Consider the following 13,607-nt stretch of genomic DNA (forward strand, 5'->3'; position numbering starts at 1 on the left):
ATCGATATGGCCACGATCGCATTCATCGGTCTCGGCAACATGGGCGGCCCGATGGCGGCCAATCTGGTCAAGGCCGGCCACAAGGTGACGGCGTTCGATCTCGTCGAAGCCTCGCGCAACCAGGCCAAGGCCGACGGCGCCGCCATCGCCGAGAGTGCGTCGGGTGCGGTGAAGGGCGCCGATGTCGTCGTCACCATGCTGCCGGCCGGCAAACACGTGCTCGGCGTCTGGAGCGAGGTCGTTCCGGCCATGGCCAAGGGCGCGCTGATCATCGACAGTTCCACCATCGACGTCGAGAGCGCGCGTCAGGCGCATGCGCTGGCGGCCAAGCACGGCGTGCTCTCGGTCGACGCGCCGGTATCCGGCGGCACGGGTGGTGCCAAGGGCGCGACGCTCACCTTCATGTGCGGCGGCGAGGAGGGCGCGTTTGCGGTGGCAAAGCCGGTGCTGGAGAAGATGGGCAAGAAGATCGTGCATTGCGGCGGCGCCGGCGCCGGGCAGGCGGCCAAGATCTGCAACAACATGATCCTCGGCATTTCCATGATCGCGGTCAGCGAGGCCTTTGCGCTCGGTGAGAAGCTCGGCCTCTCGCATCAGGCGCTGTTCGACGTCGCCTCGACCTCGTCGGGCCAATGCTGGTCGCTGACGACCTATTGCCCGGTGCCGGGCCCGGTGCCGACCTCGCCCGCCAACAACGATTACAAGCCGGGCTTTGCCTCGGCGCTGATGGTGAAGGATCTGACGCTGGCGCAGGACGCCGCCAAGGCCGCGGGAGCGGCCACGCCGCTCGGCAAGCATGCGCAGGAGATCTATCAGTCCTTCGATGCCGCCGGGCAGGGCGGGGTGGATTTTTCCGGAATTATCAAGCACGTTAGGGGGCTAGCCGGGAAAGCCTAATGACGACATTTCAGGACGCGCGCGCGTTTCTGCTAAAACACCGCACGGATTACGAGACAGCGGTCAAAGACTTCCGCTGGCCCGATCCGGTTCCCTTCAATTGGGCGCTCGACTGGTTCGACGAGCTCGCGAAGGATGCGGACGCCAAGGACCGGCCCGCGCTCTGGATCGTCGATGCCGCACAGGACAAGCAAACCAAGCTGTCTTTCGCGGCGCTCTCGCAGCGCTCCAACCAGGTCGCCAACTTCCTGCGCGCGCAGGGTCTGAAGCGCGGCGATCACCTTCTACTGCTGCTCGGCAATGTCGTTCCACTGTGGGAGACGATGCTGGCGGCGATGAAGCTCGGCGTCGTCGTGATTCCCGCCACCACGCTGCTCACCGCGGACGAGCTGCGCGACCGGCTCGATCGCGGCAAGGCGAAGGCGGTGGTCGCGGCGCAAGACCAGGTCGCGAAATTCGCAAGCCTCGGTGCTGAGAATATCGTCCGCATCGTCGTCGGCGCGGCCTCCGATGGCTGGCTTGCCTATGACGAGGCAGCGAAGGCTTCGGAGAGCTTTACGGCTGACGGTCCGACCAATGCCGACGACCCGATGCTGCTCTATTTCACCTCGGGCACCACGGCGAAACCAAAGCTGGTGCTGCACAGCCAGCGCAGTTATCCCGTCGGCCATCTCTCGACCATGTATTGGATCGGGCTGAAGCCCGGCGACGTCCACCTCAATATCTCATCGCCCGGCTGGGCCAAGCACGCCTGGAGCTGCTTCTTCGCGCCGTGGAATGCCGGCGCGACCGTGTTCGTGGTCAACCAGCCGCGCTTCGATGCCAATGGTCTGCTTGCCACCATCGGCCGCTGCGGCGTCACCACGCTGTGCGCGCCGCCGACGGTGTGGCGGCTGTTCATCCAGGAGAACCTTGCGGCGTTCAAGGTGAGCTTGCGCGAGGTCTGCGGCGCCGGCGAGCCGCTCAACCCTGAAGTGATCGACCAGGTGCAGGCCGCCTGGGGCCTCACCATCCGCGACGGCTACGGCCAGACCGAGACCACCGCGCTGGCCGGCAACTCGCCGGGGCAAAAGATCAAGGTCGGCTCGATGGGCCGGCCGCTGCCGGGCTATCGCGTGCAGGTCAGCGACGCCGACGGACATCCGGCGAAGGAAGGCGAGGTGGCCCTGGTGCTGGGTGCTGACCGTCCGGCCGGCCTAATGCAGGGCTATCAGGGCGACGATGGCAAGCTCTCGGGCGCGGAAGGCGCGCTCTACCGCAGCGGTGACGTCGTGTTCGCGGACGAGGATGGCTATCTCACCTTCGTTGGCCGTTCCGACGACGTGTTCAAATCCTCCGATTATCGCATCAGCCCGTTCGAGCTCGAGAGCGTGCTGCTCGAGCATGAGCTCGTCGCAGAAGCTGCGGTGGTGCCGAGCCCGGACCCGATCCGGCTCGCGATCCCAAAGGCCTTTGTGCTGCTGACATCAGGTGCGGAGCGCTCGCCCGAGACCGCGCTCTCGATCTTCAGGCATCTGCATACGCGCCTTGCACCGTTCAAGCGCATCCGCCGCCTTGAAATCGTCACCGAGCTGCCGAAGACGATCTCGGGCAAGATCCGCCGCGTGCAGCTCAGACGGCTGGAGCGCGACGACGACCGCAACGATCCGCTGCGCGGTCGCGAATTCCGGGAAGAGGATTTTCCGGAGCTGCCGAAAACACGGAGTGAGACCTAAGTGAACGAAGTCTGGAAGAAGCCGCCGATTTCCCTCGAAGCCTATCAGGCCATGGTCGGCAAGGAGATCGGCGTGTCGTCGTGGCATCTGGTCGATCAGCCCCGCATCGACACCTATGCCGACGTGATCGAGGATCACCAGTTCATCCATGTCGATCCGGAGCGCGCGAAGAATGAGACCGCCTTCGGCACCACCATCGCTCACGGCTTCCTGACGATGTCGCTGCTGTCGATCATGTCCTATGAGGTGATGCCGGTGATCGCCGGCACCACGATGGGCGTCAATTACGGCTTCGACAAGCTGCGCTTCATCTCGCCGGTGCGCTCGGGCAAGCGCGTTCGCGGCCGTTTCGTGCTGGCGGAAGCCAAGCTGCGCAAGCCCAACGAGTTGCAGTCCCGCACCAACGTCACGGTGGAGATCGAGGGCGAGGACAAGCCGGCGCTGGTCGCCGACTGGCTCGGGTTGATCTATTTCGCCTGACCCGATGCGTCGTTGCCGGGCTTGACCCGGCAACCCATCGCTGCTCAAAAGCTGACCAAATCTCGTGCGGAGCGCTCTTACCCTCTCCCCCTGTGGGAGAGGGTGGCTTCGCGGAACGCGAAGCCGGGTGAGGGGTATCTCTCCACGAGCTCGGCTGCCGAGAGATACCCCTCATCCGGCGCCGTAGCCGACGCTACGCGCCGGCGTAATTCTAGGACGGCGGCCGTAGGCCGCCTATGCCACCTTCTCCCACAAGGGGAGAAGGAAGAAAGGAAGCACACTCATGGCAATCAGGTTCGACGGACGTGTCGCCATCGTCACCGGCGCGGGTAATGGCCTCGGACGCGCGCATGCGCTGGGGCTGGCTAGCCGCGGCGCAAAAGTCGTCGTCAACGATTTCGGCGGCGCGCGTGACGGCAGCGGCGGCTCGCTGTCGCCGGCCGAAGCCGTCGTCGAGGAGATCCGCAAAGCCGGCGGCACCGCGATGGCCGACGGCGCCGACGTCTCCAATTTCGAACAGGTCACCGCCATGGTGGAGCGCGCCACCAAGGAGTGGGGCAGCGTCGACCTGATGTGCGCCAATGCCGGCATCCTTCGCGACAAGTCGTTCGGCAAGATGGAGGCCGCCGATTTCCAGAAGGTGCTCGACGTGCATCTCGTCGGCACCTTCTATTGCTGCAAGGCGGCCTGGGCCGGCATGCGCGACCGCAATTACGGCCGCATCGTGCTGACGACGTCGTCCTCCGGCCTCTACGGCAATTTCGGCCAGGCCAATTACGGCGCGGCCAAGTCCGGCATGGTCGGCCTGATGAACGTGCTGGCCGAGGAAGGCCGCAAGACCGACATCCGCGTCAACATCATCTCGCCGACCGCGGCGACCCGCATGACGGAAGAGCTGCTGCCGCCGCAGGCGCTGCAACTGATGAAGCCGAACGCGATCACGCCCGCTGTCGAATACATGCTGAGCGAGGACGCACCGACCCGCACCATCATGGGCGCCGGTGCCGGCTCCTTCGCCGTGATCAAGATTGTGGAGAGCGAAGGCATCAACCTGCCGGAATCCGAATGGACGCCGGATGCGGTCGCCGCGCATTTCGCCGAGATCAGCGACATGTCGAAGGCCAAGGCGCTGCAGGGCGCGTTCGAGCAGACGCAGAAGTATGTGGCGCAGGCCGCGGCACGGGCGGGGATCAAGCTCTGACTGACGTCGCCGTCATCGGTGCCGGTCCCGCCGGGTTGATGGCGGCGGAGGTGCTGGCGCAGGGCGGCGCCCGCGTCACTGTCTACGATGCCATGCCGTCCGCGGGCCGCAAATTCCTGATGGCTGGCCGCGGCGGGCTCAATCTCACCCACAGCGAGCCGCTGCCGGAGTTCATGGCGCGCTACCGCGAGGCAGCGCCGATGCTGCAAGCGGCGATCGCGGCGTTTTCGCCCGATGGGCTCCGCGCCTGGAGCGCGGCGCTGGGCGAGCCGACTTTCGTCGGCAGCAGCGGGCGCGTGTTTCCAAAGGCGTTCAAGGCCTCGCCCTTGCTGCGCGCCTGGCTGCGACGCCTCGACGCCGCCGGTGTGCGTTTCGCGTTTCGTCATCGCTGGACCGGCTGGGACGACCAAGGACGGCTTCGGTTTCAAACGGCCGACGGCGTGCAGGCCATCGCGGCCAAGGCCACAGTCCTCGCGCTCGGCGGCGCAAGCTGGCCGCGGCTGGGCTCCGACGGCGGCTGGGCCGATATCCTTGCGTCCAAAGGCGTTGCGATCTCGAAGCTGCGGCCGGCTAATTCCGGCTTCACCGTCGCATGGTCCGACGTGTTCCGCGACCGCTTTGAGGGCCAGCCGCTCAAGGGCGTGGCGCTGACCATCGGGGCGCATACGGTCCGCGGCGAAGCCATGATCACGCGCAGCGGCATCGAAGGTGGCGCCATCTACGCGTTGTCGGCCGAGCTGCGCGAGGCGGTGCTGGGTCTTGGGCAGGCGACGCTGACGATCGCATTGCGGCCCGACCTCGAGGCTGATGCGCTGACCACGCGCCTGTCGGTCACGCGCGGCAAGCAATCGCTGGCGAACTTCCTGCGCAAGGCGGCGCAGCTGTCGCCGGTCGGCATCGGCCTGATGCAGGAGGCCGCCATCGCATCCGGCCGGCCGCTGGCGTCGCTCTCGCCGGTGCAGCTTGCGAAGCTGATCAACGCCATTCCGGTTCAGCTCACCGGCGTTTCCCCGATCGAGCGCGCCATCTCGACGGCGGGCGGGGTGACCTTCGACGAGCTCGACGAACGCCTGATGCTGCGCAAGCTGCCCGGCCTCTTCGCCGCCGGCGAGATGCTGGACTGGGAGGCGCCGACCGGCGGCTATCTGTTGCAGGCGTCGTTTGCGACGGGGGCGGCGGCCGGAAGGGGCGTGTTGCGATGGCTCGCGTCGTCCTGATCACGACGTGCCGGTCCTGGTCAGAAGATCGGTGAGAAGACCTAGCACACCAAAGCTCGCCGCGACCACGCAGACAGCGGTCCAGCCGCCAAAACTCCAGGCCAGCGAGGCCGCTGCGGAGCCGACGCCGCCGCCGATGAAGAACAGCGCAACGAACAGGCCGTTGATGCGGCCGCGCGCCTCGGGGTGCAGCAGATTGACGGCGCGGCGGCCGAGCGTCTGGTCGGCGGTGATGCCGACGTCGAGCAGGATCGTGCCGAGGCTCACTACCAGCAGTGCCGCCATGCGGGACTCCATCGCACCGGCCACGGCGCAGAGCGCGAGCGAGCCGATGATGAGCAGATGCGCCACAAGAAACAGCGGGCGCGCCCAGCCCTTATCGCCCCAGCGGCCAGCGAGCGGTGTCGCCGCGGCGCCTGCGACGCCGATCAGCGCGAAGGCCGCGATGCCCTTGGAGTCGAGGCCGAATGGCGCCTCCGGCAGGCGCAGCGCGACCGCCGACCAGAAGGCGGTGAAGGAGGCCATGACCAGCGATGCGGTCCAGGCCCGCACGCGCAGCACAGGTTCTTCCCGCAGCAGCTTTGGGAACGAGCGGAGCAATTCGCCGTAGCCGACGCGGGCTGCCGGTCGCAGCGTCGGCAGATAACGGCCGAGCGCACCTGCGAGGAACGTCATCAGGATGGCTGAGGCGAGATAATAGGCACGCCAGCTCCAGAGATCTGCGATCAGGCTCGCTGCTGGCCGCGACAGCAGGATGCCGATCATCAATCCGCTCATGACTTCACCAATGGCCTGGCCGCGACGCTCGGGCGCCACCATCGAAGCCACGAGCGGAACCATCATCTGGATCGCGGCGCAGGAGGCGCCGAGAATGAACGTGGCGAGCAATAGCAGCGACGGCGTCGGCGCGAGCGCCGTTGCCAGCGCCGCGAAGATCGCGCAGCCGAGCGTGCGCAGGATCAGGCGCCGGTTCTCGATGAGATCGACCAGCGGCACCAGCAACAACAGGCCGAGCGCATAGCCGAGCAGCGTTAGCGTGCTGACGAGGCCAGCCTGCCAGGCGGTCATGGCCAGCGACCGGCCGATCAGTCCAACGAGGATCTGCGGTGCGAACAAATTGGTGACGACGACGCCGGTGGTGATGGCGCCGAGCCAGATCAGGGATCGCTCGGCAAGTTGCTTCGGGGATGCGAGCTTGGTGGTTTCGGAGATGGTCATGGGACCTCGCGGGCTGGGTACGGGGTCCCCTTTAAACGGGGTGACTAATATGCTACAATTCAATTAAGCCTATAAAGAATATGCGAGTTCGTTATGAATACCCATGACCTCGTCGCCTTCGTCGCTGTGGTCGAGACCGGATCAATCGTTGCCGCCTCGACGCGCCTCAATCTCACGCAGCCTGGCGTAACCCGGCGCATCCAGAATCTCGAGGAGATGCTGGGCGCGCAGTTGTTGGACCGCCTGTCGAAACCGTTGAAGCCCACGGCCGCAGGTCGTGAGGCCTATGAGCAGGGCCGGCGCGTTCTTCGGATGCTGGACGACCTCAAGTCAGGCGTCGCCAATGACGGCGTTGTGCGCGGCGAGTTCAGGCTCGGCCTCACGCCGTTTCTCTCCGAGGCCGGACTCAGCGCGCCGCTCGACGCGGTGCGTGCCGAATTTCCGGCGCTGAGCGTGCGCGTTGTCTCGGGCTGGTCGCCCAACCAAGTCGAGCGGGTCAGCCGCAACGAGCTGGATGCCGCCGCGATCTGCCTACCTGACGGGGCAATGCCGCCTGCCGATCTCGTCGCCGACGATCTCGGGTCGCAGCCGGTGGTGTTCGTCGTCGCGCGCGACATGAAGATTCCGCGCACCGTCGACCTGGAGCGCCTGTCGCAGCTCTCGTGGGTGATCAACCAGGACGGTTGCGGATTTCGCGACACACTCAAGCGTCGCTTCGATGCAGAGCATTTACCGTTCACCGTCGCTGTGGAGGCGCTGGACAGCGAGCTTCGGCTGTCGCTGGTGTCACGCGGTCTGGGCGTCGGCTTGGTCACGCCGATCGGGCTGAAGCGCAGCGCATTTCGCGACAAGCTCAAGCCGGTCGCTGCGCGGGAGTTCAATCCCGCCGTGCGCGCATGGCTGGTGCATCGCCCGCCGGCCGGGCGACTGACACGCCCGATCAACCTGTTCCGCGACGGCCTGGATCGGGAGCTGCAAGCTCTAATTCGCGCCTAGCGCAGCTTCCCGCGCGCCGCCACCGGCAGCGTGCCGATGATCTCCTCGCCGCGCACCATCACGACCTCGTCCATCATGTTGACGACGACGCAGACGTGGTTCGGCACGATCCGCACGACGTCGCCGACATTGGGGCGCGTGTTGCTGCGTGAGAGGTCGAGGAAGCCGTGCTCCTCGGCGAAGCGCGCTATTTTTGCTTCGGGGTGCTCCAGGATCAGGCCGTGGCCGTCGAGGCCGCCGGTGTCCGTCGTCAGCGTCTTCGAGCCGGCGTCTAGAATGCCGCGCTCGGGCGCGGCGCGGCTCACCACCGTTGAATAGATGTGCAGCGCGCAGTCGTCCCAGGTGGCGGAGCCGGCGGCGACCTGCATGCGGTCATTGTAGATGTAGGTGCCGAAGCGGTGCTCGGTGCCGCCCTTGAGCTTGCCGATATTCTTGAGGTTCGGCGTGCCGCCGGTCGAGACAATCTTGGCGTCCAGTCCGTGCGCGCGCACGCCGGCCAGCGCCTCGTCGTAGAATTTCTGCGCGTCGGCCCAACCGGTCTCGGTCGGGTACAGCATGAAGCCGGCGAATTCGAGCCCCTTGGACCCGGCGATCTCGCGGGCCAGCGCAATCGCCTCAGCCGGGGTCTCGACGCCCGCGCGCTTGCGCCCCGTGTCGCATTCGACCACGACCGAGAGCGGACGCCCCGAGGCTGCGGCCGCCTTGGGCAGGCCGGCGACGACCGTCGAATTGTCGGCGGCGACCGTCATGTTCGCCTTCGCCTGCAGCGCGCCGAGGCGCGCCATCTTCTCTTCGCCGAGCAGATTGTAGCTGATCAGGATGTCGTCGATGCCGGCATTGGCCATGATCTCGGCCTCGCCGAGCTTCTGGCAGGTGATGCCCTTGGCGCCCGCTGCGACCTGCAGCTTCGCGATCGTCGGGTTCTTGTGCGTCTTGATGTGCGGCCGGTTGGCGACACCCGCATCGTCGCAGGCCTTCTGGATCCGCGCGATGTTGCGCTCGACCCGGTCCATGTCGATGACGGCGCAGGGAGTGCCATATTCACGGGCGATCTTGGCGGCGAGGGGAGTGGTCATGTCATCTCTCTATTTCTGGACCCGTAGGATGGGTAGAGCGAAGCGAAACCCATCAATACCTAATCCCGTTGTGCGATGGGTTTCGCTGCGCTCTACCCATCCTACGAATTACGCCTGCTCGATTTCTTCGCGGAGCATTTCCAGTTCGAGCCAGCGCTCTTCGGCGGCGGACAATTCGTCGTGCGCCTTGGCGATGGCGGCGGAGGTGTCGTCGAATTTCTTGCGGTCTTTGGTGTAGAGATTGGGATCATCGAGGAAGCGCTGCAGCTTGGCAATGTCGGCGTGCAGGGTCTCGATCTTCTTCGGTAGCGTTTCCAGCGCGTGCTTCTCGTTGAAGCTCAACCGACGTTTTGCCGTGGCAGGCGGAGCAGCCAGCCGCTCCTCTTTCTTCTCCGCGGGGGCTTGCGCCTTCGTCGTCTCGCGCTTGAGATCGGCACCGCGCTGCGCCAGCATGTCGCTGTAGCCGCCGGCATATTCGGTCCACTTGCCGTTGCCTTCGGGGGCGATCACGGACGTGACGACGCGGTCGAGAAAGTCGCGGTCGTGGCTGATCAGGATCACCGTGCCCTCGTAGTCGCCGAGCATGTCCTCGAGCACGTCGAGCGTCTCGAGGTCGAGATCGTTGGTCGGCTCGTCCAGCACCAGCAGGTTCGAGGGTTTTGCCAGCGCGCGGGCCAGCATCAGCCGGCCGCGCTCACCGCCCGAGAGCACCTCGACAGGCGTGCCGCGCTGCTCCTGGGCGAACAGGAAGTCCTTCATGTAGCCGACCACATGCTTCGGTTTGCCGCCGACCATGATCTGGTCGCCACGGCCGCCGGTTAGCGCCTCGGCCAGCGTCGACTTGGGATCGAGGCTTTCGCGGTGCTGGTCGAGCGTGGCCGTCTCAAGATTGGCGCCGAGCCGCACGATGCCGGAATCAGGCTCCGCGCCGCCGGTCAGCAGGTTGACCAGCGTGGTCTTGCCGGCGCCGTTCGGTCCGACGATGCCGAGCCGGTCGCCGCGCTGGATGCGGGTGGAAAAATTGTCGACAATCACGCGGTCGCCGAAGGCCTTGGTGATGCCCTTGGCCTCGATCACCAGCTTGCCGGATTGCTCCGCTTCGGACGCAGCGAGACTGGCGGTGCCGGCCGTGCCGCGATAGTTGCGGCGCTGGTCGCGCAGTGCATGCAGATTGCCGAGCCGCTTGACGTTGCGCTTGCGGCGGCCGGAGACGCCGTGGCGCAGCCAGTGCTCCTCGTCGACGATCTTGCGGTCGAGCTTGTGCTGGTCGCGCTCTTCCTCGGCGAGCACCTCGTCGCGCCAGCTCTCGAACGAGGCGAAGCCACGATCGATCTGCTTGATCTTGCCGCGGTCGAGCCATGCGGTCGAGCGCGAGAGATTGGTGAGGAAGCGGCGGTCATGGCTGATGATCACCAGCGCGCCGCGGCGGCTGTCGAGCTCCTTTTCCAGCCATTCGATGGTGGAGAGGTCCAGATGATTGGTCGGCTCGTCCAGCAGCAATATGTCGGGCGAGGGCGCCAGCACGCGTGCCAGCGCGGCACGGCGGGCCTCGCCGCCAGAGACGTTGGCCGGGTTCTCGTTGCCGGTAAGCCCGAGCTGCTCCACGAGGTAGCGCGCCTGGTACGGATCGTCGCCGGGCGCAAGGCCCGCCTCGACATAGGCGAGCGTGGTCTTGTGGTCGCCGAAATCCGGCTCCTGCGGCAAATAGCGAACGGTGGCGCCCGGCTGCACGAAGCGCGTGCCGCCGTCGGGCTCGACGAGGCCGGCCGCGATCTTCAGCAGCGTCGACTTGCCCGAGCCGTTGCGGCCGATCAGGCAGACGCGCTCGCTTGGTGCGACGTTGAGCTCGACGCCGCTCAGCAGCGGCGTGCCGCCAAAGGTGAGCTTGATGTCTTTGAGTTGGATCAGGGGCGGCGCCATGACTAGCCTTGATTCAAATTCTGACTCGTCGCGGCCTGGTCGGCACGGCGGCGCTGGATCCGGCGCAGCGTCTGGTCGAGCGCGGAGAGGAACGCGGAGCGGTCGCGCGGCGCGAACGAGCGCGGCCCGCCGGTGACCTCGCCGGCCGAGCGCAGATCCGTCATCAGATTGCGCACCGCCAGCGTCATCCCGATCGACTCTTCCGTGAACGGCTTGCCGTTCGGTGCGATCACGTCGGCGCCCGCTTTCACGCAACGGCTCGCCAGCGGAATGTCTGATGTCACGACGACGTCGCCCGGCTTGGCCCGCTCCGCGATCCAGTCGTCGGCGGCATCCATGCCGGCGCCGGCCGCGATCCGCTCGATCATCGCGTCCTGCGGAACGCGGATGAAGTTGCCGGCAACCACGCTCACGGGCACTCCGTGCCGGAGCGCGACGCGGTAGATCTCGTCCTTCACCGGGCAGGCGTCGGCGTCGACATAGATGCGGGTGGGGGTATCAGTCATTCGCCGCGTGGTACCCCATTCGGGCCGCAAAGGCGAGGGGATTGACCGGTGTTCCCGGGGGCCTACGATCAACCCTGAAACAACAAGAATTCAGGGAAAGGCCCGCCATGCCGAACCGGCTCGAAACCTACCGCGTCGAGGCCTACAACACCGCCAAACAGTCCGAAAACAAGATGCATGACGACACGGTGGCGCGCCGCTTCGGCTTTTCCGGCGGACTGGTCCCCGGCGTCGATGTCTTCGCCTACATGATGCACGTGCCGGTGGCGCGCTGGGGCCGCGATTTCCTGTCGCGCGGGCTGGTCGAGGCCCGCTTCATCAAGCCGGTCTATGACGGCGAGACCGCCGATGTCGACGCGACCGAGCACAACGGCCTGCTCACGATCGAGGTGTTCAGCCGCACCGAGCTCTGTGCCACGGGCACGGCCTCCCTGCCGGTGGCCGCGCCTGTGGTGTCGCTGAACGACTATGTGGCGGTGCCGGTCGTAGCCGAACGCAAGCCGGTCAGCCCCGCGACTTTCGAGACCGGCAAGTGGCTCGGCACGATGCCGCGCCGCTGGGCCGGGCAGGACGCGACCGACTATCTTGCCGACATCAGGGAGGCCGATCCGATCTTCGCGCGCGAGGGGCTCGGCCATCCGGGCCTGATCCAGCGCGTGATGAACCGCGTCCTCGTCGACAACACGATTTTGGGCCCGTGGATCCATGTCGGCAGCCGCATGCAGCTGCTGTCAGTCGCGCGCGCCGGCGACGAGATCACCGCGCGGGCAAAAGTCACCGCGAACTACGAGAAGAAGGGCCACCGCTTCGTCGAGCTCGACGCGCTGGTCGTCGCCAACGGCACGACGCCGCTGGCGCACTGCCAGCATACTGCGATCTACCAGCCGCGCGAGCAGGCGGCGGCCTGAAAGCCAGTTGAGGTCTCCTTGCGCGCCCTCGTTTGTTTCGGAATAGCACTCCTTTTGTCGCTCCAGGCGATTTGCGTCGTGCATGCCGCCGCACCGGTGTCCGATAGTGTGTCGCTCAGCGAGCAGACGACGACGTGGAGCACCGTCAAGTTCGCCGTCGATGCGGAGAATGGCTTTGTCAGCGGGTCGCTCGACAAAAGCATGATCGTCGAACGCAGTTTCAAATCCTACGTGCTTGAGAATCGATATCTGAGGGTGACGCTCGTGCCCGAGTTCGGAGGGCGTATTCTTTCCATGGTCTACAAGCCGACCGGCCACGAGCAGCTTTATCGAACGGAAGTCGGAGTGCCCTACGGCATGAAAGCCGGAAATTTCTACTACGACTGGCTGATGGTGTACGGTGGAATCTTCCCAACGTTCCCGGATGCCGAGCACGGCAAGACGTGGCTCAAGCCGTGGACTTTCCGGGTGGTGAAGGAGGGCGCCGACGAAGTCACGGTCGTGATGTCGTTCCGGGATGACTTCGACTATTCCGCGCGGCCCAGCAAGTTCAGGGGCGCGACCGGCATCGAGGCGAACTACTACGTCACGCTGAAGGCCGATCGTGCCGCACTCGACGCGCGCGTGGTGCTGAAGAATCCGAACGACGAGGCTGTCCGATACGAGTACTGGACGTGCACGACGCTCGCTCCGGGATCGGAGCCGAAAAATCCCAGGGCAACGGGCGGCGCCGAAATCATCGCGCCGATCCGAACCTACACGACGCCTGCCTGGTCGACCAATCTGGCAGACGGCGACGAGAGCGCGGGTATGGGCAGGCGGCGCTTCGAAAACCTGCGCTACTTCAAGAACTGGCCAACGATGGGCATCGCCTATGCTGCGCCAGATATGCAGGGCGGGAATTTCTGGGGCGTCATCAACCATGACAATGCAGAAGGAATTATTCGCATTGCGGACAATACCCTCACGCGGGGCTTGAAGATGTGGACGTGGGGGTTTCCGTCGTTCACCGGCGAAACCGACGCCCGGAAGGATCCGAACGAGTGGCGGCCGTATGTCGAATTATGGGCGGGCGTGTCAGACCAGTTTTTCCACAGCGCAGACTTTCCCGCACGCAGTGAGGTGTCGATTCCGGAAACCTACAGCCCGACCGTCGGCATGAGCAACGTGACGCATGCGAACGAGAAAATCCTCATCAATTTCTCGGCCGAGGCGTCTCGCGCCGTTCTCGAGTTCTTCAGCGTCGAACCGGCCATCCCGTTGCTTGTCACGTTGAAACAGGGTGACACGGCTCTGTTCAGCGGGGTCGTGAGCGCCGATCCGAACAACGGAAATCGCATTTCGGCAGCGATTGCCGACGGCCGCAGCGGGGAAAAGATACGGCTAACGATCACGACCACGGAGGGAAAGGAGTTGATCGCCGCCGAAACGGCGATCAAGTGATCTCTTTCGGAATGCCGGTCGATCCCCCGG

12 protein-coding genes are annotated in these 13,607 nt (G+C 65.7%); 8 read left to right on the forward strand and 4 right to left on the reverse strand.

All coding sequences use genetic code 11. From position 1 onward, the window contains the following. The 5 genes from mmsB to ABIB95_RS03930 all read left to right on the forward strand — a co-directional run bounded on the left by mmsB (nucleotide 1) and on the right by ABIB95_RS03930 (nucleotide 5,510). A complete protein-coding gene (gene mmsB / locus ABIB95_RS03910; protein WP_354238149.1) occupies nucleotides 1–897 on the forward strand; it encodes a 3-hydroxyisobutyrate dehydrogenase in 897 nt (298 codons plus the stop codon). Next, nucleotides 897–2,612 (forward strand): AMP-binding protein, encoded by a 1,716-nt coding sequence (locus ABIB95_RS03915; protein WP_354237966.1) that lies wholly within the window; start codon nucleotides 897–899, stop codon nucleotides 2,610–2,612. The genes mmsB and ABIB95_RS03915 overlap by 1 nt, the downstream gene beginning before the upstream one ends. After that, the gene (locus ABIB95_RS03920) at nucleotides 2,613–3,092 is read left to right on the forward strand and encodes a MaoC family dehydratase (RefSeq protein WP_354237967.1); all 480 of its coding nucleotides are present in this window, start codon (nucleotides 2,613–2,615) and stop codon (nucleotides 3,090–3,092) included. Nucleotides 3,093–3,375: 283 nt separating this feature from the next. Next, the gene (locus ABIB95_RS03925) at nucleotides 3,376–4,293 is read left to right on the forward strand and encodes an SDR family NAD(P)-dependent oxidoreductase (protein ID WP_071914878.1); all 918 of its coding nucleotides are present in this window, start codon (nucleotides 3,376–3,378) and stop codon (nucleotides 4,291–4,293) included. After that, entirely contained in the window at nucleotides 4,290–5,510 is a 1,221-nt protein-coding gene (locus tag ABIB95_RS03930) for a BaiN/RdsA family NAD(P)/FAD-dependent oxidoreductase (RefSeq protein WP_354238150.1), read from the forward strand. Before ABIB95_RS03925 ends, ABIB95_RS03930 begins: the two co-directional genes overlap by 4 nt. Here ABIB95_RS03930 and ABIB95_RS03935 read toward each other — a convergent pair whose 3' ends face one another. Beyond that, the gene (locus tag ABIB95_RS03935) at nucleotides 5,511–6,728 is read right to left on the reverse strand and encodes an MFS transporter (RefSeq protein WP_354237968.1); all 1,218 of its coding nucleotides are present in this window, start codon (nucleotides 6,726–6,728) and stop codon (nucleotides 5,511–5,513) included. Between the two features lie 93 nt (nucleotides 6,729–6,821). On the opposite strand from ABIB95_RS03935, the gene ABIB95_RS03940 reads away from it, so the two are divergent. After that, nucleotides 6,822–7,724: a LysR family transcriptional regulator gene (locus ABIB95_RS03940; protein ID WP_354237969.1), complete on the forward strand. Its 903-nt coding sequence runs from the start codon at nucleotides 6,822–6,824 to the stop codon at nucleotides 7,722–7,724. Here ABIB95_RS03940 and ABIB95_RS03945 read toward each other — a convergent pair. The 3 genes from ABIB95_RS03945 to ABIB95_RS03955 all read right to left on the reverse strand — a co-directional run bounded on the left by ABIB95_RS03945 (nucleotide 7,721) and on the right by ABIB95_RS03955 (nucleotide 11,226). After that, a complete protein-coding gene (locus tag ABIB95_RS03945) occupies nucleotides 7,721–8,800 on the reverse strand; it encodes a D-TA family PLP-dependent enzyme (RefSeq protein WP_354237970.1) in 1,080 nt (359 codons plus the stop codon). The genes ABIB95_RS03940 and ABIB95_RS03945 overlap by 4 nt on opposite strands. Nucleotides 8,801–8,908: 108 nt before the next feature. Next, on the reverse strand, nucleotides 8,909–10,720 hold the full coding sequence (locus tag ABIB95_RS03950; protein ID WP_166352565.1) for an ABC-F family ATP-binding cassette domain-containing protein: 1,812 nt from the start codon (nucleotides 10,718–10,720) through the stop codon (nucleotides 8,909–8,911). A gap of 2 nt (nucleotides 10,721–10,722) precedes the next feature. Further along, nucleotides 10,723–11,226, reverse strand: a complete 504-nt coding sequence (locus tag ABIB95_RS03955; protein ID WP_354237971.1) for a YaiI/YqxD family protein — start codon at nucleotides 11,224–11,226, stop codon at nucleotides 10,723–10,725. 107 nt (nucleotides 11,227–11,333) lie between these two features. Here ABIB95_RS03955 and ABIB95_RS03960 point away from each other — a divergent pair, with 107 nt between their 5' ends. After that, nucleotides 11,334–12,134, forward strand: coding sequence for a hypothetical protein (locus ABIB95_RS03960; protein WP_354237972.1), 801 nt, complete (start codon nucleotides 11,334–11,336; stop codon nucleotides 12,132–12,134). A gap of 18 nt (nucleotides 12,135–12,152) precedes the next feature. Further along, nucleotides 12,153–13,577: a DUF5107 domain-containing protein gene (locus tag ABIB95_RS03965; protein ID WP_354237973.1), complete on the forward strand. Its 1,425-nt coding sequence runs from the start codon at nucleotides 12,153–12,155 to the stop codon at nucleotides 13,575–13,577. Nucleotides 13,578–13,607: the final 30 nt, after the last annotated feature.

It is taken from the genome of Bradyrhizobium sp. LA2.1 (assembly GCF_040547725.1).
Taxonomy (GTDB): Bacteria; Pseudomonadota; Alphaproteobacteria; order Rhizobiales; family Xanthobacteraceae; genus Bradyrhizobium; species Bradyrhizobium barranii.